The 21931-nt window shown below is 69.4% G+C and carries 15 protein-coding genes and 1 riboswitch; of the genes, 7 read left to right on the top strand and 8 right to left on the bottom strand.

Annotation, left to right across the window (positions count from 1 at the left end; translation table 11 throughout):
• The 5 genes from HOQ08_RS13705 to HOQ08_RS13685 form a co-directional block, all read right to left on the bottom strand.
• Positions 1–294 (bottom strand): GTP-binding protein (locus HOQ08_RS13705; RefSeq protein ID WP_291195959.1); only part of this gene is annotated, 294 nt, incomplete at its 3' end.
• Positions 295–517: 223 nt separating this feature from the next.
• On the bottom strand, positions 518–1927 hold the full coding sequence (locus tag HOQ08_RS13700; protein ID WP_291195956.1) for a M20/M25/M40 family metallo-hydrolase: 1410 nt from the start codon (positions 1925–1927) through the stop codon (positions 518–520).
• 117 nt (positions 1928–2044) lie between these two features.
• Positions 2045–4963, bottom strand: coding sequence for a TonB-dependent receptor (locus tag HOQ08_RS13695; RefSeq protein WP_291195953.1), 2919 nt, complete (start codon positions 4961–4963; stop codon positions 2045–2047).
• Between the two features lie 201 nt (positions 4964–5164).
• Complete coding sequence (locus HOQ08_RS13690) at positions 5165–5839, bottom strand: M24 family metallopeptidase (RefSeq protein ID WP_291195950.1); 675 nt, start codon at positions 5837–5839, stop codon at positions 5165–5167.
• Positions 5836–6576 (bottom strand): 2OG-Fe dioxygenase family protein, encoded by a 741-nt coding sequence (locus HOQ08_RS13685; protein ID WP_291195947.1) that lies wholly within the window; start codon positions 6574–6576, stop codon positions 5836–5838. Before HOQ08_RS13685 ends, HOQ08_RS13690 begins: the two co-directional genes overlap by 4 nt.
• 268 nt (positions 6577–6844) lie before the next feature.
• A riboswitch (SAM riboswitch) is annotated at positions 6845–6961 on the top strand.
• Between the two features lie 78 nt (positions 6962–7039).
• On the opposite strand from HOQ08_RS13685, the gene HOQ08_RS13680 reads away from it, so the two are divergent.
• From HOQ08_RS13680 to HOQ08_RS13670, 3 genes are read left to right on the top strand one after another with little or no spacing between them, the layout of a single operon-like run.
• The gene (locus HOQ08_RS13680; RefSeq protein WP_291195944.1) at positions 7040–8062 is read left to right on the top strand and encodes a homoserine O-succinyltransferase; all 1023 of its coding nucleotides are present in this window, start codon (positions 7040–7042) and stop codon (positions 8060–8062) included.
• Between the two features lie 38 nt (positions 8063–8100).
• Positions 8101–9288, top strand: a complete 1188-nt coding sequence (gene metB, locus HOQ08_RS13675; protein ID WP_291195941.1) for a cystathionine gamma-synthase — start codon at positions 8101–8103, stop codon at positions 9286–9288.
• The gene (locus tag HOQ08_RS13670) at positions 9285–10355 is read left to right on the top strand and encodes a homoserine dehydrogenase (protein ID WP_291195938.1); all 1071 of its coding nucleotides are present in this window, start codon (positions 9285–9287) and stop codon (positions 10353–10355) included. The genes metB and HOQ08_RS13670 overlap by 4 nt, the downstream gene beginning before the upstream one ends.
• A gap of 86 nt (positions 10356–10441) precedes the next feature.
• On the opposite strand, the gene HOQ08_RS13665 is transcribed toward HOQ08_RS13670, so the two are convergent.
• The 3 genes from HOQ08_RS13665 to HOQ08_RS13655 all read right to left on the bottom strand — a co-directional run bounded on the left by HOQ08_RS13665 (position 10442) and on the right by HOQ08_RS13655 (position 12986).
• Entirely contained in the window at positions 10442–10759 is a 318-nt protein-coding gene (locus HOQ08_RS13665; RefSeq protein ID WP_291195935.1) for a hypothetical protein, read from the bottom strand.
• A gap of 71 nt (positions 10760–10830) precedes the next feature.
• Positions 10831–11229 (bottom strand): hypothetical protein, encoded by a 399-nt coding sequence (locus HOQ08_RS13660; RefSeq protein WP_291195932.1) that lies wholly within the window; start codon positions 11227–11229, stop codon positions 10831–10833.
• A gap of 92 nt (positions 11230–11321) precedes the next feature.
• Entirely contained in the window at positions 11322–12986 is a 1665-nt protein-coding gene (locus HOQ08_RS13655; RefSeq protein WP_291195929.1) for an APC family permease, read from the bottom strand.
• A gap of 530 nt (positions 12987–13516) precedes the next feature.
• Between HOQ08_RS13655 and HOQ08_RS13650 the strand changes: the two genes are divergently transcribed.
• The 4 genes from HOQ08_RS13650 to HOQ08_RS13635 all read left to right on the top strand — a co-directional run bounded on the left by HOQ08_RS13650 (position 13517) and on the right by HOQ08_RS13635 (position 21434).
• Positions 13517–16426 (top strand): TonB-dependent receptor, encoded by a 2910-nt coding sequence (locus tag HOQ08_RS13650; protein WP_291195926.1) that lies wholly within the window; start codon positions 13517–13519, stop codon positions 16424–16426.
• 111 nt (positions 16427–16537) lie between these two features.
• On the top strand, positions 16538–18757 hold the full coding sequence (locus HOQ08_RS13645) for a family 20 glycosylhydrolase (RefSeq protein WP_291195923.1): 2220 nt from the start codon (positions 16538–16540) through the stop codon (positions 18755–18757).
• Between the two features lie 593 nt (positions 18758–19350).
• Positions 19351–20955, top strand: a complete 1605-nt coding sequence (locus HOQ08_RS13640; protein ID WP_291195920.1) for a methyl-accepting chemotaxis protein — start codon at positions 19351–19353, stop codon at positions 20953–20955.
• A gap of 146 nt (positions 20956–21101) precedes the next feature.
• Complete coding sequence (locus HOQ08_RS13635; RefSeq protein ID WP_291195917.1) at positions 21102–21434, top strand: four-helix bundle copper-binding protein; 333 nt, start codon at positions 21102–21104, stop codon at positions 21432–21434.
• The last annotated feature ends 497 nt before the right edge of the window (positions 21435–21931 follow it).

Below are 21931 nucleotides of genomic sequence, written 5' to 3'. Positions count from 1 at the left end.
CAAGGACTCCTCGGAGAAGTCCGCGTGGCCCTGAGTGTCGAGCAGAGTGACGATCTTGCCCTCGTAGGGGAACTGCATCACCGAGGAGGTCACCGAGATGCCGCGCTCCTTCTCCAGCGCCATCCAGTCGGAGGTGGCGTGGCGCGCAGCCTTGCGGCCCTTGACCGAGCCGGCCATCTGGATCGCGCCGCCGAACAGCAGCAGCTTCTCGGTCAGCGTGGTCTTGCCCGCGTCAGGGTGGCTGACGATGGCGAAAGTGCGGCGGCGGCGGGTTTCGGCAAGATGCGAGGACATGGGAAGCGTGGGTCGATGTGCTAGCCGCTCATTCTAGCTTGCGTGGGCCCGGTTGGCCCCGCATGGGGCGTGTTGCTGCAGAGGATGCAACAGCGGCGTGCCGTGCTTTCCTCGGATGAGGCGGGAAGATGCGGTCCGCGGAGGCGGGCTGCAATCGCCAACCGAAAGGCCCGGGTTGCGGCCCGGGCTTTTCGGCGAAGCTAGGGCGGGTACGCGCGTGGACTCACTTCGCCAGCCGGGTCAGCAGCCGGTGCCAGAACTCCAGGCCCGCCGCCACTTCCGAGGCAGGCAGTTTTTCGTTGAGGCCATGGGCGAAGGTGTCGTCGGGCTTGGTGAACGCGGCATCCACGCCGTAGCAGGGCACGCCGGCGTTGCGGAAATGCATGCTGTCGGAGGCGCCCGAGGACATGCCGGGTACGACCTGCACGCCCGGAAAGCGCGCGTGGACGGCTTCGGTCACCGCTGCGACCACGTCCGCGCGCAGCGGCGAGGCGGCGCTTTCCACCGGCGCTGGTTCGCGCGTGGTGATCGTCGCGTGCGGGTCGTCGATCACGCGGGCCAGCGTGTCGCGCACGCTGGCCACCGACGTTCCGGGAAAGATGCGGCAGTTCACGTTGGCTTCGGCGCTCTGCGGCAGTGCGTTCAGCGCGTGGCCGGCCTGCAGCATGGTGGCCACGCAGGTGGTGCGGACCTGCCCGATGTAGGCGGGATCGGCCGAGATGGTGGCGGCGGCCTTGGCGTCCTCGGGGTGCTCGGCGAAACGCAGCATGGCCTCGCCCAGTGGTCCGGGCGTGTGCGCGCCGGTGGCGTGCAGCGAGGCGCGCGTGATGGCGTTGCTCATGGGCGGAAACTGGTAAGCAGCCACCTTGCCGACGGCACGCGCCAGGCGGTAGATCGCATTGTCGGGGGTGGGCTCGCTGGAGTGGCCGCCGGGCGAGCTGAAGGCGATGCGGAAGTCGGCGTAGGTCTTTTCCGCGGCCTGGATTTGGTAGACCACCGGCTTGCCGCTGGCGGCGTCGAGCGTGCCGCCGCCGGCGTCGGCGTTGAGCAGGAATTCGGCATCGTGATAGCGCCGCGCCAGCTCGCGGGTGGTGGTCATGCCGGTTTCCTCGTCGCCCGAAAGCAGCAGGACGATGTCGCGGCTGGGCTTGAAGCCTTCGCGCTTGAGCCGGATCAGGGTCTCCACCATCACCACCATGGCGGTCTTCATGTCGGCGGTGCCGCGGCCGTAGAGATAACCGTTTTCCTCGACCAGCGCGAACGGGTCGCGCGTCCAGTCCGAGCGCTTGGCCTCCACCACGTCCATATGGCCCGAGAGCAGGATCGGCTTGTTCTTGCCGTTTTCCGGGCCGGTGCCGCGGTAGCGCGCCACCAGCGCGGCGGTCTCGCCCACGGGGATGATCTGGATGTCGCCGGCGGCGAAGCCGCCGGCCTTGAGCCGCTCGGCGAGGTAGCCGGCCAGTACCGGCACCTGGTGCTGGCCCTTGACGGTAGGCACGCCGATGGCATGGCGCAGCATGGTCATCGCCTCGGTCAGATCGCGTGCCGGCGCTGCATCGGCTTGCGCCGCGCCGGTGGCGATCACGAAGGCGAGCATGGCGGCCAGTGGCCGCAGGACGTAGGCAGCGTGCATCGGCGATTCTCTCCCCATGGCGTGCCGGGCGGCGCGCATGCGGGAAGTATGCGCACAGGATCGCCGCGCGCACCATGGCGCCGGACCGGGCACAGCAGCCCGGTCCGGCGCACGTGGTCACAGCTTGTAGTTCACCCCGAACATCACCGTGCGGCCGAAGGTGTCGTACTCCAGCGGACGGGCGACCTGCACGTTGTTGGGCAGGCCTGAGATCTGCTGGGTCTGGTCCGGCGTGTCGGTGAGGTTGTTGACCTGCAGCAGCAGCGACAGGCCCTGCCAGCGGCCTTCGCCGAAGTCGTAGCCCAATTGCAGGTCGGTCTGCTTGTTGGCTTGCACCTTGGTGTAGCCGAGCTGGTCGAACAGGGCCACCGCCTCGCCGGTGAAGGACGAGCGGTAGCGCTCGGCCACGCGCACGGAGAAGCCGTGGTTCTCGTAGTACACCGTCAGGTTGGCCACCTTGCGCGACAGGCCCGGCAGGGTCTTGGGGCCGCCGGGTATGGCCGAGATCGAGCCCTGCGGGATCGAGCTGTTGGTCAGCGAGAAATTGGCCTGCACGCCGAAGCCGGTGAGCGCCGGGGTGATCAGGCCGCCTTCCAGCGCGCCGGACAGCTCCAGGCCCTCCATGCGCCCGCCGGTGCCGTTCTCCGGCTGCGTGAACGAGCCCCGGGTGCTGGTCGGCGTGAGCGTGGGGTTGTCGTTGGTGTAGTGCGAGAAGTCGTAGTCCAGCGTGGTCTGGGTATAGATGTAGTTGAGCAGGTTCTTGTTGAACACCGCCGCGGCCAGGTAGCTGGACTTGCCGAAATAGAACTCGTACGACAGATCGGTGCCCACGGCCACGTACGGCCGCAGGTGCGGGTTGCCGCCGCTGCCGGACCACAGCACCTGGCCGGCGGCCGGGCCTTCCTTGACCTGTGACACGCTGGCGGAGGTGGCCACCTTCTCGTCGTCGATGCGTCCGCGCGCCATCGTCTTGGCCAGGCCGAAGCGCAGGTACTGGCGGTCGGTGAGCTGCGCCACCAGGTTCAGGCTCGGCAGCACCTCGTTGTACTTGGCGCCGTCGGAGATGCGGCCGACCAGCGTGTCGCCGTTGGTCTGCAGGGCGTTGGAGGACTGGTCGGTGTGCACGTACTGCACGCCCACGTTGCCGCGCAGCGGTATCGAGCCCAGCGTGGTGTCGATGTTGAATTTGGCGTAGGCCAGCGGCACCTTCTCTTCGACCGTGTAGTTGCGGTTGTAGTCGGCCAGCCCGTTGCGCGGGGTGGTGTAGAACTGGTTGCGCAGCGCGCCGAGCACGTCGTAGTAGACGATGCCCGGGATGCCGCCGTAGCGAAGCGAGGTGGCGCCGTCCACGGAGCCGATCGGCGCGCCGAAGTGGTTGTCATAGGTGCCCGCGGTCGAGCCGTTGCCGTTCAACCAGGCGAAGTTCACGTCGGCCTGCTTGGTCTTGACGCGGTCGGAGTAGTCCACGCCCAGCGCCATGTCGCTGAAGATCCAGCCCAGCGGATGGGTCACTTCCAGGCGCACGGCCTTGATCGTGTCCTTCTGGTGGTCGAACTCCTCGCGGCCGTTGTAGCCGTAGTTGTCCGGGTCGGTGAACACCACCGCCGACGGGTCGGCCAGGTTCACGCCGGGCACGAACCAGGGGTAGCCGCCGCCGACCGGCGTCTTGAAATCGACCGAGGTGAACGCGCCGCCGGGCAGGCCGGCGAACAGGTAGGCGTCGTGCAGCTTCTTCTTCGCGCTGGAGTAGGACAGGTCCGCGCTCGCCGCCCAGCCGTTGCCGAAGTCGTACTGGTTGTTCCAGCCGGCGGAGAAGAGGTTGTCGTGCTCCTTGGTGTACTGGTTCTGCATGATCGGCGCGATGCCGTCGATGCGCCCGGATGTGACGATCGGATAGGGCTGCGCCGGCGTGACGCCCACGTTCGAATAGCTGACGTTGTCCCAGGGGGTGCTCGACCACTGCGCGCCGTTGGTGAAGCGCTTCGCGCCGAAGGTGGAGTAGTACATGTCCAGCGTGGAGTGGTAATGCTCGTTCGGCGCCCACTCGAGCACGGCCATCAGGCCGTTGCGCAGCTGGCGCTGCGACTGGGCGCGCAGCTGCATGCCTTCCTGCGAGATCACGCCGTCGGGCATGCCGGGGGTGTGCGGGCCGCCCCAGTTCTGGTCGATGCCGGCCGGGCCGTTGTCCACGCTCCACCACCAGGCCTGGTACTGCTTCTCCTGGATGGGCGAGTCGAGCTGGGCGAAGCCCACCGCCACGCCGAGGGTGTGGTCGAGGAACTGGTCGATCCAGGAGAAGCTCAGGCGGTGGCCGGTGTCGCCCACGCCGCTGCCGGGGCTGAGCTTGTCGTTGCTGTTGACCTCGCCGCGCAGGTTCATCGTCAGCACGGAATGGGGCAGGTCCAGCGGGCGGATCGTATGCAGGTCGACGGTGCCGGACAGGCCCTGGCCGATCAGGCTGGCGTCGGGGGTCTTGTAGATGGCCGCGCCGCTGATCAGCTCGGAGGGGTACTGGTCGTACTCCACGCCGCGGTTCTCGCCGATGGTCGCCTGCTCGCGGCCATTGAGCGTGGTGCCGGCGAAATCGGGCGACAGGCCGCGGATGGAGATCATGTTGGCGCGGCCGTCCACGCGCTGGGTGGCCAGGCCCGGCACGCGCGCGAGGCTCTCGGCGATGCTCGCGTCGGGCAGCTTGCCGATGTCCTCGGCCGAGATCGCCTCGATGATGTCATCGGCGTTCTGCTTGGCCTTGATCGAGCTTTCGATGCTGCCCTGGATGCCGGTGACCACCACGGTGCTCAGGTTGCTCACGTCGCCCTGCGGCTTGCGCTTGACCTGTGCGTCCTGGCCTTGTGCCGGCTGGCCGGTGCTGGCTGGGGCGGTCGCGCCCGTGGCCGGGGGCGGCGCCGTCTGGTCCTGCGCCACCGCCTGCTGGGCGCCGAGGGCGAACAGCGTGGCAATGCAGGCGGCGGCGAGCGGGTGCCGCACAGGAAGACGGCGCACAGGACGTGCGTGCAACGACGAGCGTGAATCCATGGTGTTGTTCCCTGATTTGAAAGGGTGCTCCCCGCACCCGGGCACGGATAGTCCTCCCCGGCCCGCATGGCCGACCGCTATCCGCATCGCGCGATAGCATAGATCCGGACGGGAGACTGCACGCTAAACGCGCAGGCTCCCGCAGGCTTCGCGCGGGAAGCAGCGGATGCGGAAAAGGTGCACGCTACGCGCGCGCGACCGTCAGGCCGCGGCTGGGCCGACCAGCAGGTCCTCGTAGAATGCGCCGAAGGGCTCGGCCGAATGGGCGATCTGGATCTCCAGCACCCACAGGCCCGGCGAGGGCGCGTGGTCGAGCGCGCCCAGGTCGCCTGCCTTGTGCACCGCATGCGGATAGTCGCCCAGGCGGTGGCCCTTGATCGCGTGGTTGAAGCGCCAGCCCATCGCCTGTGCGCGTTCGGCGGCGAAGTCGTACAGCGCGCGGCCGCTCAGTCCTTCGCTGCGCCAGGCCTGCGCGACCCGCTCGAACAGGCTGCGTGCCGCCTCGGCGCAGGCCTGATGCTGCGGCGACTTGCCGATGGCGAAGGTGGCGCCGACGTCGCCCTCGTGGCCGTCGAAGACCAGCCCGAGATCGATAAAGTAGAGATCGTCCTGCCCCAGCCGCACGTCCGGCTGCGAGCGCTGGCGGTAGGTCCGGGTGGTGTTCTGGCCGATGCGGATGATCGTCGGGTGCCAGAGCCGCTCCACGCCGTGCAGGCGGAACACGTCGGCCGCCATGGCCTTGGCTTCCTCCTCGCCGATGCCTGGCTGCATGCGCTCGCCGATGGCGTGCAGCACCGCCCAGCTGCGGGCGCGTGCCTGCTGCATCAGCGCCGGATCGAAGCGCCGGCCCACCGCTTCGCGCGCCGCGATGGTCATGTCGCCCTGGCGCGGCCGCGCACGGCATCGCGGAAGGTCACCACCAGCACGTCGCGATGCGCCGGTTGGGCCGGGTCCAGCGGCGTGACCGGCGTGACGCCGTGGAATACCCGCGCGTCGTCCACCAGTGCCGCGTCGAATGGGTGGGCCAGGGTGAAGCTGCCGAGCAGTCGGCCGTCGGCGGCGTGGATGGTGGTGGTGCCGCTTTCGATGTTGCTGCGCTCGATCAGCAGCACCAGCACGAAGTCGACGCCATCGCGGTGCACGCCCTCGGGCGTGGGCTCGCCGGCTTCGCCGGCACGCGCCTCGATGCGGAACTGGTGCGTTTCCACATGCCAGCGCATTACCTGCGGCGCCAGCGCGCCGAAGAAGCCATGGCAGAAGCCGAGGATGCATCGCAGGCTGGGGCCATCGGCCTGGACCGGCTCGAACCAGCGCTCCATGTCCCCCTGCAGCGTGTTGTAGGCCAGGCTCTGGTAGTGCGGTTGGTGCGGCTCGCGGCGGATGCCGCTGGCATCGGCCGAATAGACCGCATGGCGCCGCCGCCGGTGGCGGCCGAGCGTGGCGAGGTAGGTATCGGGGGCCAGATCGTTCCAGCTGGCGGCAAAGCCTTCCCAGTCGGACAGTCCGCCGTCGTCGAGCAGGCCGCGCATGGTGGCGCCGGCGGCGAAGGCGAAGCCGTCCTGGCGGAGTTGGTCCTGCAGCGCGGGCAGCGCAGAGGTGGGCGCGAGGGTCATGGCGGAAGGCTTGGGGAAGGGGGCATCAGCATACGCCGGAGGCTCGCGCCTTCGCGCCTTCTCCCTTCGGCGAGGGTCGAGTGAAGGGCAGGGACTCGCGAAGAGAGTCCATTCATGCGGACTCCGTGGCTGATCCGCCGCGAGAACGGCCTTTCGTCCTGGCCGTTTCCCTGGGTGGGGGCGCGTCGCGCGATGTTTCTATGGAAAAGACATCCAGACGTCTAAACGTCTATTGACAATGTATGGCTTGGGCGCCCAGAATCGGTCCCACTCATCGAGACCGGCGGAGGGATAGGCCCTTTGATGCCGGGGCAACCTGCGGGGGAAGTGTCCCGCAACGGTGCCAAATCCTGCGGGGCGCGCGTGCGCCGCCGAGAGATGGGCGTGATTCGTCGCTGGCGGCTTCCGTCGGCGAGGGGTGGCGACCTTTCCGGTTCCCGCGGGCGATGCCACGGAGAACCGCATGACCGCCCAGCCGCTGCCTTTGCCCGCCATCTCGCCCGTCAACCTGCCGGTGCGCGTGGACGCCCGCCCGGGCGGCCTCACCGCCCAGCGCAGCACCCGGCGGATGACGCTCGCGCCCAAGTACGGGCAGGGCCCGCGTGCCGTCGACGTTCGCTACCTGTGGTGCGGCGCTGCCGATGCGCCCACGGTGATCGTGCAGGGCGGCATTTCGGCCAGCCGCGACGTGACCGCGCTCGAGGACGCCGCCTCGCCCGGCTGGTGGCAGGCGCTGGTCGACGCCGGTGCGGCGATCGACCTGGACCGCTGCCGCGTGTTGTCGATCGACTGGCTGGCGCCCGCCGAGCTCGGCGTCGAGGCGATCTCCAGCGAGGACCAGGCCGACGCGCTGGCCGCGCTGCTGGAGGCGCTGGGCATCCATCGCGCGCAGGCCTTCGTCGGTTCCTCCTACGGCGCGATGGTGGCGCTGGCCTTCGCCGCGCGCCACCCGCGTGCGCTGGAGCGGCTGGTGCTGCTGGCCGGCGCGCACCGCCCGCATCCGCTGGCCTCGGCCCAGCGCAGCGTGCAGCGTGGCATCGTGCGGCTGGGCCTGGCCAGCGGCCAGGGCGAGGAGGCGCTCGCGCTGGCGCGCCAGCTGGCCGTGACCACCTACCGCGGCCGCGAGGAGTTCGCCCGCCGCTTCGCCGGTGCGCCGGAGCTTCGCGACGGCCGCTTCCGCCTGCCGGTGGAGGACTACCTGGAGCACCAGGGCCGCCGGTTCGCCGAGCGCTTCGATGCCGGGCGCTTCCTGGCGCTGTCCGAATCGATCGACCTGCACGACGTGCGGCCCGAGTCCGTCCCCACACCGGCCACGCTGATCGGCTTCGCCTCCGACCTGCTGGTGCCGCTGGCCGACCTGTGCGAACTGCAGCGGCGCCTGCATGGACCGGCCACGCTGGAAGTCCTCGAATCGCCCTATGGGCATGACGGCTTCCTCAAGGAAACCCATCAGCTCGCGCCGCTGCTGCGCGCCGCGCTGGCCTGAACTCCACCTGGCTCAAAACCCCCACGGAGCAGAAAACCATGAGCGAATCGGCCCCCTGTACCCGCGCCGTGCGCGCCGGCATCGAATCGGACACGCAGCACGGCGCGATCGTGCCGCCGTTGCACCTGTCGACCAACTACAGCTTCGAGGGCCTGGGTGGCAAGCGGCCGTACGACTACTCGCGCAGCGGCAACCCCACCCGCGACCTGCTGGGCAACGCGTTGACCGAACTTGAGCTGGGCGCCGGCGCGGTGGTCACCGCCAGCGGCATGGCGGCAGTGGCGCTGGCGTTGGAGCTGGTGCCGGCCGGCGGCCTCGTGCTGGCCGCGCATGATTGCTACGGCGGCAGCTGGCGGCTGCTCGACGCCTGGGCGAAGAAGGGCCGCTTCCAGGTGGCCTTCACCGACCTCACCGACCGCGCGGCCCTGGCCGCCGGCCTCGCCCGCAAGCCGGCGCTGGTGTGGGTGGAGACGCCCTCGAACCCGCTGCTGCGGATCACCGACATCCGCCACGTGGCGCAGGCTGCGCATGCCGCCGGCGCGCTGCTGGTGGTCGACAACACCTTCCTCTCGCCCGCGCTGCAGCAGCCGCTGGCGCTGGGCGCCGACGTGGTGGTGCACTCGACCACCAAGTACATCAACGGGCACAGCGACGTGGTCGGCGGCGCGGTGGTGGCGCGCGATGCCGCGGTGGCCGAGCAGCTGAAGTGGTGGGGCAACTGCCTGGGGCTCACCGGGGCGCCATTCGACAGCTTCCTCACCCTGCGCGGCCTGCGCACGCTGGCCGTGCGCCTGCGCCAGCACCAGGAGAACGCGCTGCGCATCGCCGAACGCCTGGCGCTGCACCCGTCCGTGCGCGCGGTGCACTACCCCGGGCTGCCGGGACATCCGGGCCATGCGCTGGCGGCCCGCCAGCAGCAGGGCTTCGGCGCCATGCTGAGCTTCGAGCTCGCAGGCGACCAGGCCAACGTCGCCGCTTTCGTCGACGGGCTGCGGTACTTCTCGCTGGCCGAGTCGCTGGGCGGCGTGGAAAGCCTCATCGCGCACCCGGCCTCGATGACCCATGCCGCGATGGCGCCGGAAGCCCGTCGCAACGCCGGCATCGCCGACACCCTGCTGCGCGTCTCGGTCGGCATCGAGGACGGCGACGACCTGCTGCTGGATCTTTCGCGTGCGCTCGATCGCGCAGCGGCCATCCTGCCATCCAAACGCCGGGTGAGCGCATGAGCGCGGTGCTGGCGGACTGTCGTACGCGACCGGCGCCGGCCATCGCGGTAGTGCTGCTGGGCACCGGCGTGGTCGGCGGCGCGCTGCTCAAGCTGCTCAACACGCCTGCCGCCACGCCGCTCGGGCTGGTCGGCGTGGCCAACTCGCGCCGCCAGCAGACCGATCCGGGCCGCCTGGCCCAACGCAACCTGCGCGAGCAGCTGCGTAGCGAGGGCGATGTGCGTGACGACGCGGCGCTGTTCGCCGCGCTGGACGCCAGCGACGCGCCGGTCAAGGCGATCGTCGACGCCACCGCCAGCGCCGCGCTCGCCGCGCGGCATGCGGCATGGCTGGCGCAGGGCTATCACGTGGTCACTGCGAACAAGGCGTTGGCCGGCGGCGAACTGGCCGGCTGGCGCGCGCTGCAGGCGGCGCTCGCCCATGGCGCATGCTACGGCGACGCGGCCACCGTCGGCGCAGGCCTGCCGGTGCTTTCCACGCTGCGCCGCCTGCGCGGCTGTGGCGACAGCCTGCTCACGCTGGAAGGCGTGTTCTCGGGCTCCCTGTCCTACCTGTTCAACCAGTACGACGGCAGCCGGCCCTTCTCAGCGCTGCTGGCCGAGGCGCGCGCGCTCGGCTACACCGAGCCGGACCCGCGCTCGGACCTCTCCGGCGAGGACGTGGCGCGCAAGCTGCTGATCCTGGCCCGTCATGCCGGCTTCGCGTTGGGCAGCGACGAAGTGGAGGTCGAAAGCCTGGTGCCGCCTGCCTTGCGTGACGTCGACACCGCCGGCTTCCTCGGCCGGCTGGCCGAACTCGATGCGCCGCTGGCCGAACGCCACGCGCAGGCGCGCGCACGCGGCAACGTGCTGCGCTTCCTCGCCCGGCTCAACCAGCGCGGCCGCGCCCGCGTCGGGCTGGTCGAGGTACCGCCGACGCATCCGGCCGCGCGCCTCTACGGCACCGACAACCAGTTCGCCCTCACCACCACCCGCTACAACACCCAGCCGCTGGTGATCCAGGGCCCGGGCGCGGGGCCGGAGGTGACGGCGCAGGCGCTGCTGGGGGATGTGCTGGCGCTGGGCTAGCCGTCAGAACCGGCCATGCCCGGCGGTGAGAAGGAAGCCCAACGTAACAAGGTGGGCTCGCGCTTCTGCCGATGCGGCCCCTGGCCCTAGCGCGGGCTAGGTTCCCTGAGCCGGATGCCGGTCGCCGACAGGTTGTACATCCGCGTTTCCAGATAACTGGAATGGCTCTCCTGGATGTCGATGACGCCGTTCGCGCCCGAGCGGCACGCCTGGCGCTTCAGTTCGCCGACGGCGGAGGAGAAATCGGACGGAGCGAAGACGGTTTTTTCCACGTGCACGTTCAACCGGGAAATGGCGACGAACGGGCGGTCGGGGCGGGTGTTTCGGAAAACCCGTACGTCGCAGTCCGCAGGCCTCGCCGCGTAGGATCCGCTCAAGGGCCGGAAGTCGCCCGTGGTTGCCATGCAGCCACCAAGGCTGGAAGCGAGGGAGACCAGGCACAAGGTCCTTTTCACGGCCTCCCTCGCGTCATTCATTACTCGTGCGGACCGACGCTCTTGTCCATTTGGGCAAGGATTTCCTTGTCCCAGTTCTTCTGGCCGGCCATGCCAGCAAAGGACTTGGCGGTGTTCACCTTGACCGAGGTCTTGTCGGCGCCCAGCGAGGACAGCCACACGCCCGCCGATTCGCCGCCGGAGCCAACCAGCAGGCCGACCTTGTGCGGCCGCGCGCCTTCGACGTACTCAGCGGTGGACTTGTTCACGACGAAGCCGTTGGCGACCAGCGCATCGATGGCCGCCTTCTGGAGCGTCGCCTCCGGCTTGTCGTAGACCACGCCCGGCATGGTGTCGCTGGGCCTGGTCGGCGTTGCCGAACAGCCGACCAGCGCCAGCAGGCCGGCCGCAATGAGGTATTTCCCTGATGCTTGCTTCATGACTCTCCATCTCCATTGATGACATGCGCCTGCCGGACCTCGTGTCCGGCAGACGCAGCAGCATCATCCAGTCCGCATGGCAAAGCAACGCGTCAATGCCCGGTGATGCGCTCGGCCGTCTCTTCGTCCGGCGGCACCAGCGGTGCATTCGGGGCGGCCTGCGCCTCCAGCTCGGCGGCTTCCACCGACGGCGTGCGCCAGCCGGACTTCACGCCCCAGCCGTAGAACACCAGGCCGGCCACGGCCACCGCGGCCAGGTCCCAGCCATAAGGCAGATAACCCTTGCCGCCGAAGGTGGTGCTGCCGCCCCAGGACAGCGCGGCGATCACCGGCAGGTAGAACACCAGCCACCAGGCGCCTTTCATCTGCCGGCCGAAGTCGTGCCAGCCGCCCTTGGCCTGGAAGTAGAAGTAGATCGGCAGCGCCACGACCATCAGCAGGATGATTTCGCCGGTCAGCGGCCAGCGCGCCCAGTACAGCAGTTCGGTGGCCATGATGAAGGCGACGCCGGCGATCAGCGGCAGGCCGGACAGGCGGAACGGGCGGTGCAGGCCCGGCGCGGTGCGGCGCAGCGTCATCACGCTCACCGGGCCGGTGAGGTAGGAGATGATCGTGGCGACCGAGATCACCGCCGCCAGCGTGCCCCAGCCGCGGAAGAAGAACAGGAACAGGAAGGCCACCACCAGGTTGACCCACATCGCCGGGCGCGGCACGCCCCACTTCGGGTGCACGCGGCCCAGCACCGCCGGCATGGTGCCGTTGCGCTCCATGCCGTAGAGCATGCGCGCGGTGGTGGCGGTGTAGGTCATGCCGGTGCCGCTGGGGCTGATGAAGGCATCGAGGTAGAGCAGCATCGCCAGCCAGTGCAGGTTGACGATGATTGCCAGCTCCGCGAACGGCGAACGGAAGTCGATGCCGTGCCAGCCGGCCTTGGCCAGCAGGTCCGGCGGCACGGCGCCGATGTAGGCCACCTGCAGGATCACGTAGACGATCGTGGCCAGCACGATCGAGCCGAGCACCGCGAAGGGGATGCTGCGGCCGGGGTTGTGCGCCTCGCCCGCGAGGTTTACCGGGCTCTGGAAGCCGTTGAAGCTGAACACGATGCCCGCGGTCGCCACCGCCGTGAGCACCGCCGCGAAGTCGATCGCGTGGCTGCCGCCGTGCACGCCCACCGAGAAGTTCTCGCCATGGAAGCCGCTGGCGATCAGCGCCAGGCCGGTCGCCGCCGGCACCACCAGCTTGAACACGGTGATCGCGGTGTTGGAGTGCGCGAACAGCTTCACGCTCCAGAAGTTGAACAGGAAATAGATGATCACCAGCACGGCGGCGATGGCCAGGCCGGCCGCGGTCAGCTCGCCGTGGCCGTCGGGCATGTGCACGTACAGATCCTGCGCCCATTGCCACGGCCACGAGGCCATGTACTGCACCGAGGCCTCGGCCTCCACCGGGATCACCGAGGCGATCGCGATCCAGTTCGCCCAGGCGCCGATGAAGCCCACCAGCGAGCCGTGCGAGTAGTGGCTATAGCGCACCATGCCGCCGGACTCGGGGAACATCGCGCCCAGCTCGGCATAGGTCAGCGCGATGGTCATGATGATCGCCGCGCCCAGCACCCACGCCCACACGGCGCCGGGGCCGGCCAGGCCGGCAGCGCGCCAGGCGCCGAACAGCCAGCCGGAGCCGATGATCGAGCCCAGGCCGGTCAGCATGAGGGCGAATGGGCCGACGTCGCGGCGGATGGAACTGGGTGAAGACATGCGGGCTCCCGGATCGGTGTGGAACGGATCTGCGCCGTTCGGACAGCACAAGGCCCGATGATGACAGACCGTTCACGCAGCTGTCAGCCCGTGGGAGGCCGTGTGCCGCGCAATCGGCGTGACCGGGCATCGCGTGGCTGGCGGTCGGCCGCTCCGGCCTGCGCACGGCACCTGCCCAAGGCGGGCGGCAGCGTCAATCGCTTGGCGGCCGTGCTTGCCCGCGGATGGGGCCGGGTGTCGTCAGGCAGCTACGCCCCGGTGCAACGGCATCCGTCGGAGAACTGCGCGAACCCGTGAGCCAACGACGCCTGCCCGGAAGGGCGGCTGAGGCGTGCTGCTCTGCAAGATGCGTCCGCGGCGGCTTGTGATTACCTTATGGATCGATCTATTTAGATCGATTTAAAACAATCGAGCCGTTCAAGGCATCGCCCGCGAAGGGAACTGCTTTCCGCCAGTAGTCCAGGCGGCCCGCCGCATCGCTGGCGCATGTCGAACCCGACCATTTCGTTGCTGCCCGGGGAGGGCATCTCATGCATCACGTGACCATGTTTCGCCGCAACGCGCTCGCCGGCGCGCTTGCCGTCGCCATGCTGTTGCCGCTGGGCGCCTTCGCGCAGACGGCCGGATCGAACGGGCAGCCGCAGGACCAGTCGGGCAACGCCGACACCACCGGGAACAAGAAGCCGGTCACCCTGCAGAAAGTTCTGGTGACCGGTTCGCGCATCGCGCGCGCGCAGATCGAGGGCCCCACGCCGGTCACCGTGATTTCCGGCGAACAGATCAAGGCCGAGGGCTTCACCACCGTCTACGAGGTGATGGACTCGCTCACCCAGGTGGGCCGCCCCGAAACGCCGCCGACCTGGGGCAGCACCTCGGTCAACGCGCGCCAGCTCAACCTGCGCAACCTCGGCCCCGGACGCAGCCTGCTGCTGGTCGACGGACATCGCGTGGCGGACTACCCGCAGGCCGCGGGCGGCCGCCAGAACTTCCAGAACTACAACAACATTCCCGCCGGGATGATCGAGCGCATCGAGATCGTCGGCGCGGGTGCCTCATCGATCTATGGCTCCGACGCCATCGCCGGCGTGGTCAACATCATCCTCAAGAAGCACTACGAGGGCGATGAGGTGCAGTTCAGCCTCGGCGGCGCCACCCATGGCGGGCGCGAGTACGGCGACCTCAACTTCATCGGTGGCCGCGCGGGCGACCACTGGCATGTGGTCTACAACCTCGAACGCTCGCACCGCAACGCGCTGTGGGGCCGCGACCGCCCCTATACCGACTCGGAAACCGACGCCGGCTACGGCGCGTGGGACTACAACGCGCGCCTGTTCGGCTGGAACACCTACCCGGGCCTGGCGCTCAACGACGCCAACGGCAACTACATCGCGCCGCCGGCCAGTGCCTGCGGCCAGTTCGGCAACAACTTCGCGCTGCGCCACTCGCAGACGGTCTCCACCACCGGGCACACGGTGAACACCGCCGACGTCACCGACCACGGCTACTACTGCACGCAGCCGGCGCTCTTCGGCAACTGGGTGCTGACCCCGGGCAGCGACAACCAGGACGCCTATGTCGCCGGCGACTACGACTTCGGCGGCGGCCTGCAGCTGTACTGCTCGGCGGGTCTGTGGAAGACAACGGGCACCTCCAACACCGAGCTGCCGTTCCTGTATCCGATGGGCGGCCTGCCCAACGGTTTCTACGACCAGACCAGCGGCCAGGTGATCAGCAACTACTTCCGCCAGCTCACCCCGCAGGAACTGGGCGGCTACGGCAACACGCACGACGATGAGCAGAACTGGGACATCCACGCCGGCCTGCGCGGCACGCTGATGGACGACCGCTTCAGCTGGGACCTCAACCTCGGCACGGCGCGCTACATCGTGCACGAGTACTACACCGGCCTGAACGAACAGGGCATGTTCGACTTCTTCTTCGGGCCGCAGCTGGGCACCACCACCGTCAACGGCAGCACGCTGCCGGTGTATGCGCTCAACAGCCAGCGCTTCTGGAACCCGATCACGCCGGCGCAGTACCAGAGCTTCGGCGTCAGCGGCGAGAACACCGCGTCCAGCCGCCTGGACCAGGCCAGCCTCAACGTCGCCGGCGACCTGTTCAACACCTGGACCGGGCAACCGGTCGGCTTCGCCGGCGTGCTGGAGGCGGCGCACCAGAACTACCGGCTCTCGCCCGACCCGCGCGGCAACGACACCCACTTCGGCGACCCGTTCCAGGACCTCAACACCGGCGGCGGCACGCGCAACCGCATTTCGGCCGCCACCGAGTTCCGCGTGCCGCTGGCCTCCACGTTGACCGCGACCGTGTCCGGCCGCATCGACAAGTACCGCGACGCCAGCGCCACCGACATCGCGCGCACCTGGGGCGCCGCGCTGGAATTTCGTCCGTTCGACAGCCTGCTGCTGCGCGCCAACTACGGCACCAACTTCCGCGCGCCGGACATGAACTACATCTACAAGCAGGACTCGGTCTCCACGGTCGGCATCTACAAGGATCCGTACCAGTGCATCATCAACAATGACCCGGTCTGCCAGGCGGTGCAGCACTCCACCTACTTTGCAGAGCATTCGGGCGGCGGCCCCAACCTGCTGCCGGAGACCGGGCACGGCTGGACCTACGGCTTCGTGTGGGACCTGCCCTGGGTGGATGGCCTGGCGGTCTCGGCCGACTACTGGCACACCGGCATCGACAATGCGATCGACTACGTCGGCATGGACGACCTGCTCGCCGACGAAGCCGGCTGCCGCACCGGCAAGGTGGTGGGCGGCGGGCCGTACCTGGCCCACGGGCAGGGCTCGGCCTATTGCCAGCAGGCCATCGCCGACGTCAAGCGCGACGCCTCGGGCAACATCACGGCCATCTACGTCGGCCCGATCAACAAGACCCAGCTCTACGTCAGCGGCATCGACGCCAAGCTCACCTATGCCCTGCGGACGCAGGACTGGGGCGCCTTCAACTTCGAGCTGCAGTACACCGACAACCTCTCCTACAAGGAGCGCACCAACGCCTCCGACCCGCTGGTCAACACCCGCTACGACCGCGTGGCGAGCAAGGTGCGCGGGGTGCTGAGCTGGCACGAGGGCAAGTGGGACGCGACGCTCTACGGCGATCGTGCGGGCAGCATCCGCGCCAACAACTACGGCGGTTGCGAAATCCTGCCCAACGGCATCATGCCGCAGGCGGGCGATCCGGATTGCGTCGTCTACAAGGGCCGCACCAAGCCGTGGATCGTCTGGAGCACCAGCGTCGGCTACCAGTTCAACGAGAAGGTGAAGGTGCGCCTGGGCGTCACCAACATCTTCGACAACATGGGCGAGATTCCCTACTACGCGGGCGGCTTCGAGTTCATCCCGACCCTGCAGGGAGCCAACTACAACGGCCGCGAGGTCCTGGCCACGCTCAACTACAAGCTCGACTGATGGTTCCGGGCCCGCGCTGGCGGGCCCGGTCGTTCCGGATCCTCTCCGGCGCGATTTCGCGCGCCCCGGCTTCGGCCGGGGAGCTTTTTTCCGTAGAGGAAGGGAGGTGCCGTGCGACGCTTGACGACCTTGCTGCTTGGACTGGCCATGGCCGGCTGCGCCGTTGCCGCGCCGGCGCCATCGACGATCATCCCGCAGCCGCAAACGATCCAGGCCGGCCAGGGAACCTTCGTGTTCGGCCGGGATACGCGCATCGTCGCGCCCGCCGACCCGCGCGGCCGCGAGATCGGGTCATTCCTGCGCGATGCCATCCGCGCGCAGACCGGCCTTGTGCTGCACTTGAAGAATGCTCCGGCGAAAGGCTCCCGCATCGAACTGCGCATCGATCCTTCGGTGCACGGCGATGAGGCCTACCGGTTGACCGTCGCGCCGGGACGCATCACGATCGCCGCGTCTGGCGACCGCGGCCTGTTCTGGGGTGCGCAGACGCTGCTGCAGCTGCTGCCGCCGCGGCATGCCGGCACGCGGGCGATCCCCGCCGTGCGCATCGACGATGCCCCGCGCTACGCCTGGCGCGGCGTCATGCTCGACGTGGCGCGTCACTTCATGCCGGTGCCGCTGGTCAAGCAGCAGATCGACCTGCTCTCGCGCTACAAGATCAACGTGTTGCACTGGCACCTGACCGATGACCAGGGCTGGCGCATCCAGATCCAGAAGTACCCCAGGCTCACCCGTGTCGGCGCCTGGCGCACCGAGGCCGACGGCAGCCGTAGCGGCGGCTTCTACACCCAGCAGCAGGTCCGCGAGGTGGTCGAGTACGCGCGGGCACGCAACGTCATGGTGGTGCCGGAAATCGAGATGCCGGGGCACGCCTCGGCGGCCATCGCGGCCTACCCGTCGCTGTCCTGCCCCAGGCGACCCGTTCCGGTGCCCGCCAGCTGGGGCGTGTTCGCCGACATCTACTGCGTAGGCGACGAGGCCACGTTCGCTTTCCTGCATGACGTGCTCGACGAAGTGGCCGCGTTGTTCCCCGCGCCCTACATCCACATCGGCGGCGACGAGGTGCCCAAGCAGCAATGGCTGGACAGCGCCCCCTCGCAAGCGCGCATGCACGACGAGCACCTGGCCGACGGCGAGGGCCTGCAGAGCTATTTCATCAAGCGCATCCAGCGCGACCTGGCCGCCCGTGGCAAGACGCTGGTGGGCTGGGACGAGATCCTCGAAGGCGGCGCCGACCCGCAGGCGATCGTGGAGATGTGGCGCGGGCCTGCCGAGGCGCGCAAGGCGCTGGCCAACGGCAACCGGCTGATCGTCGCCGGACCGTTCTACCTGGACACGCCGATCGACAAGCTCACCCTCGAGGATCTCTACCGCACCGATGCCTTCGCCGACCCGGCCTTTGCCGCGCACCCCGGCCAGGTGCTCGGCGCCGAGGCGCCGCTGTGGAGCGAACGGGTGACCACGCGCAATGCCGAAGCGATGCTGTATCCGCGCGTGCTGGCCTTCGCCGAGCGGCTGTGGAACCCGCAGGCGCACGACTACGCCGACTTCCAGCGGCGCGTGGGCGCGCAATACCCGTGGCTGGATGCGCGGCACGTCGCCTACGGCCCCGAGGACCGCGACCTGGTCGACTACCAGCTCAGCTTCAACCCACAACACCTGCGCTGGCGCCTGCGCGCGGCGCGCGGCTTCGACGATGTCCAGCTGCGTTACACCCTCGACGGCAGCGAGCCCACCGCGCAGTCACCCGCCTTCGGCGACGTGCTGGACCGCTATGCGCCGGGGACGATCAGGGTCGCGCCGTTCCGCCACGGCGTGCCGTACCTGCCCAGCCAGACGTTCGAGATTGTCGACAACCGGGCGCTGGGCAAGCCGGTTAGCTATCGCATCGCGCCCGACCCGCGCTACACCGGCACCCCGGCGCAGCTGGTCGACGGCGTCGTGGGCACCGATGATTTCCGCGACGGCCTGTGGGTCGGCTGGAAGGGCAGCGACATGGAGGCGACGGTCGACCTGCAGCAGCCCATGGCGCTGCATTCGATCCAGTTGCGCTTCCTGCAGCAGAGCGGCTCGTGGATCCTGCTACCGCACCGCGTGGACTTCGCCGTGTCGGACGACGGCAAGGCCTGGCGCGCGCTGCAGTCCATCCCGATCGTCGTCGACCCGCTGGACATGCGCGCCACTGTGCACGCGGTCCGCTTCGATGCTCCCGCGCCGCTCACCGCGCGCTACCTGCGGGTCACCGCGCAGAACTACGGCCGCCTGCCGGCAGGCCACGACGGCGTCGGGCAGCCGGCATATATCTTCACCGACGAGATCCTCGTGCAGTGAGGGCCGTGGCAACTGGCGCAGGTCCAGCGATGGCCGACGACCTTTCACCGCAGGAGGTCGATCGGATGCTTCGCATGCTGGAGATCGACGCTGCAAACGATCGTCGCCGGTCAGGCGCAGCAGGCCGAAGTCGGAGGCGGCGCCGCCGGCTGTCGGGCTCGGCCATGGTTGGCGCCGGTGGCCGGGCCGTGCCCGGGCGCCTTGCCGCTGCCCTTCGATCTGCACCGTGCCCTTGAATTGCGACAGCCTGCCGGTGGCCTCGACGATGTCGCCACGGACGAGCCGGATCCCGGACCCCGGTTGAACAGGCCGATCCCGCGCCGTCATCCCTGATGACGGTTCGCAGCCCGCACGAGCGCAGCAGCCCGGTCGGCGGGGTGACCACACCGCGCACCCGCATCTGCTCTCTCTTGCAATCGGGAGTGGTGTCGCCGTCAGGATCGGCCACGACGGGGCGATGGGCTCCACCGGATGCGCGATCAGGCGCCGCGGGCGGCGGGTGCGGTCGTCCGGCTGCCTGCCGGGCCGTGCGCTAAAGCGCGCGCATCGCGGGCCGATAGAGCCCCATCTCCCCGCCGCGTCGCATCGCCCCCATGCTGTCCCGCCTCAATCGCTTTCGTATCGGTACCCGCCTCGCCGCGCTCGGTACCCTGTTGCTGGTTGCCACGGCCATCGTCGGTTTCGGCGGATGGACCGGCCTGTCCAGGATGTACCGTTTCCAGCGGGAGGCCGCCGAGACGGCTGCTGCCTATGCCCAGGCGGCCGACGCGGCGCGCGTGGCGCAAGTGGAGTTCAAGAAGCAGGTGCAGGAATGGAAGGACCTGCTGCTGCGCGGTGCCGATCCGGCCGCCTACGCGAAGTACCGCAGCGCGTTCCTCGCCCGCAGCGAGCAGGTGCGCCAGGACCTGCAGGGGCTGAGGCTGCGGTTGCAGGCGCTGGGATCGAGCGTGCAGGGCGTCGACGAGGCGCTCGCCACGCATGACCAACTGCAGCACGCATACCTCTCGGCCATCGAGCACTTCGACGGCGGCGACCTCAAGTCGCCTCACGTCGTCGACAGCCTGGTCAAGGGCATCGACCGCGCCCCGACCGCCGCCATCGACGGCATCGTCGCCCAGGTGCAACGCGACCAGGCGCGCGCCGCACATCGCATCGACGAGGCCAGCCTTGCCGCCTACCGGCTGGCGTGCTGGATGCTGCTGGCCGTCACGCTGGGCGCGACGCTGTGCGGCGCGCTCGTCACCGTGCTGCTGACGCGCAGCATCACCCTGCCGATCGGCCGCGCCGTTTCGGTCGCACAAGCCGTGGCGGCAGGCGATCTGTCCTCCTCCATCGAGGTGCAGGGCCGGGACGAGACGGCGCAATTGCTCGAGGCCCTCGGCCGCATGAATCGCCAGCTCCACCAAGTGGTGGGGCAGATCCGCAGCGCGGCGGACGAAATCCGCGGCTCGACCGCCCAGATCGCCTCCGGCAACGCCGACCTTTCCGCCCGCACCAGCGAGCAGGCGGCCGCGCTGGAAGAAACCGTGTCCTCCATGCAGGAGTTCACCCGCAACGCGCGGGCGAGCGCGGACGGCGCGCAGGGCGCGCAGCAGCGCGCGCAGGCATCGCTGGATGCGGCACACGAAACCCGCGCCGCCATGGAGCAGGCGATCGATGCCATGGAGCGCATAGGCGACACGTCGCGCCGGATCAGCGAGATCACCGAAATGCTCGATCGCCTGGCGACCCAGAGCCACATCCTGGCGCTTAACGCCACCGTCGAGGCGGCGCGGGCAGGCGAGGCGGGCAGGGGCTTCAACATCGTGGCGGTGGAAGTGCGCGCGCTGGCCGCGCAGTCGAAGAACGCAGCCCGGGACATCCGCGAACTGGTCGGGCACTCACGCGCGACCGTGGAGACCGGGGCCGACCGCATCGCCCGCGCCGGCGACCTGATCCGGCAGCTCACCGGCAGCGTGGACGAGGTTTCCCGCGCCGTGGGCACGATCGCCCGCGCAAGCCACGACCAGGTTGCCGACATCGACCAGGTCAATCACGCGATCGGCCAGATCGACCATGTCACCCAGAGCAACTCGGCGCTCGTGGAAGAGGCCGCTGCCGCGGCCGAGGCGGTGAAGGGCCGTGCCCAGACGCTGGTGCAAAGCGTTGCCTTCTTCCGCCTGGGCAACGAGGGGGATGCGCGGCAGCAGGCAGCGTAGCGGCCCGCGGCTCGATGCCCGTTCCCGTGCGACGACGCATGCCGTGGCAGTGCTGCAAGGCACCGGCAACCCTTGAGGCAGCGTCGACCGGCGGGTTACATCCGCGCGCGCACGATGGCGGTTCTTGGCTACCCGCGGAGACCGCCATGGCAAGCTCGAACGGTTCCATCCAGGAGTGCATCCAGGCCTGCCTGCACTGCTACCAGTCGTGCCAGTCCAACGCGATGGGCCTGTGCCTGGAGCAGGGCGGACAGCACGTGGCACCCGGACACATGCGGCTGATGATCAGCTGTGCCGAGGTCTGCCGGGCGGCCGCGGCGGTGATGCTCAACCAGTCGCCGCAGCATCCGGCGGTGTGCCGCGCCTGCGCCGAGCTCTGCGAGGCGTGCGCCCGGAGCTGCGAGCAGGTGGGCGGCATGGGCGAATGCGCGCAGGCGTGCCGCCGCTGCGCCGAGAGCTGCCGGACGATGGCCGCTTGAGGGCGGGTGGGCCAGCCGCGGAAAGGGCTTGGACCCCTCTCCAGGGTTGAGGGGGTGCGGTCGGCTCGCTACTCTCGCCTCATGCGTGCATCCATGCGTCATATCGCTCGCTGCCGTGGCCTTCGGGCCCTGGCTGCGCTGGCGTGGCTGATGCTGGCGATCGGCTCGCTGGCTGTCGCGCCGCTGGCCATGGCCGGGCCGGGTCACGTGATGGCGATGGCCGGACCTGCCGCCCCCGCCCATGGCCATCACCCCGCGGGCACGCCCCATGGCTGCTGCGGCCTGCACGATGACGGCAGCGGGACGGCCACGGCCCATGGCTGCGGATGCCAGGGCCTCTGCTCGAACCTCCTGCCCGCACCATCGGCTGGCCTGCCTGCGCCGGCGCCGGTTGCCGTGGCCTATGCACGGCCTGGCCGGGTGCAGGCTCCGTCGCCGTACACCGCGCCACCGCTGCGGCCACCGCTGGCCTGATTCTCCCGCTCCCTGCGATCGAT

The organism is Frateuria sp. (assembly GCF_013362045.1).
Lineage (GTDB): Bacteria > Pseudomonadota > Gammaproteobacteria > Xanthomonadales > Rhodanobacteraceae > Frateuria_A.
This window is presented reverse-complemented; position numbering and strand designations above follow the sequence as displayed.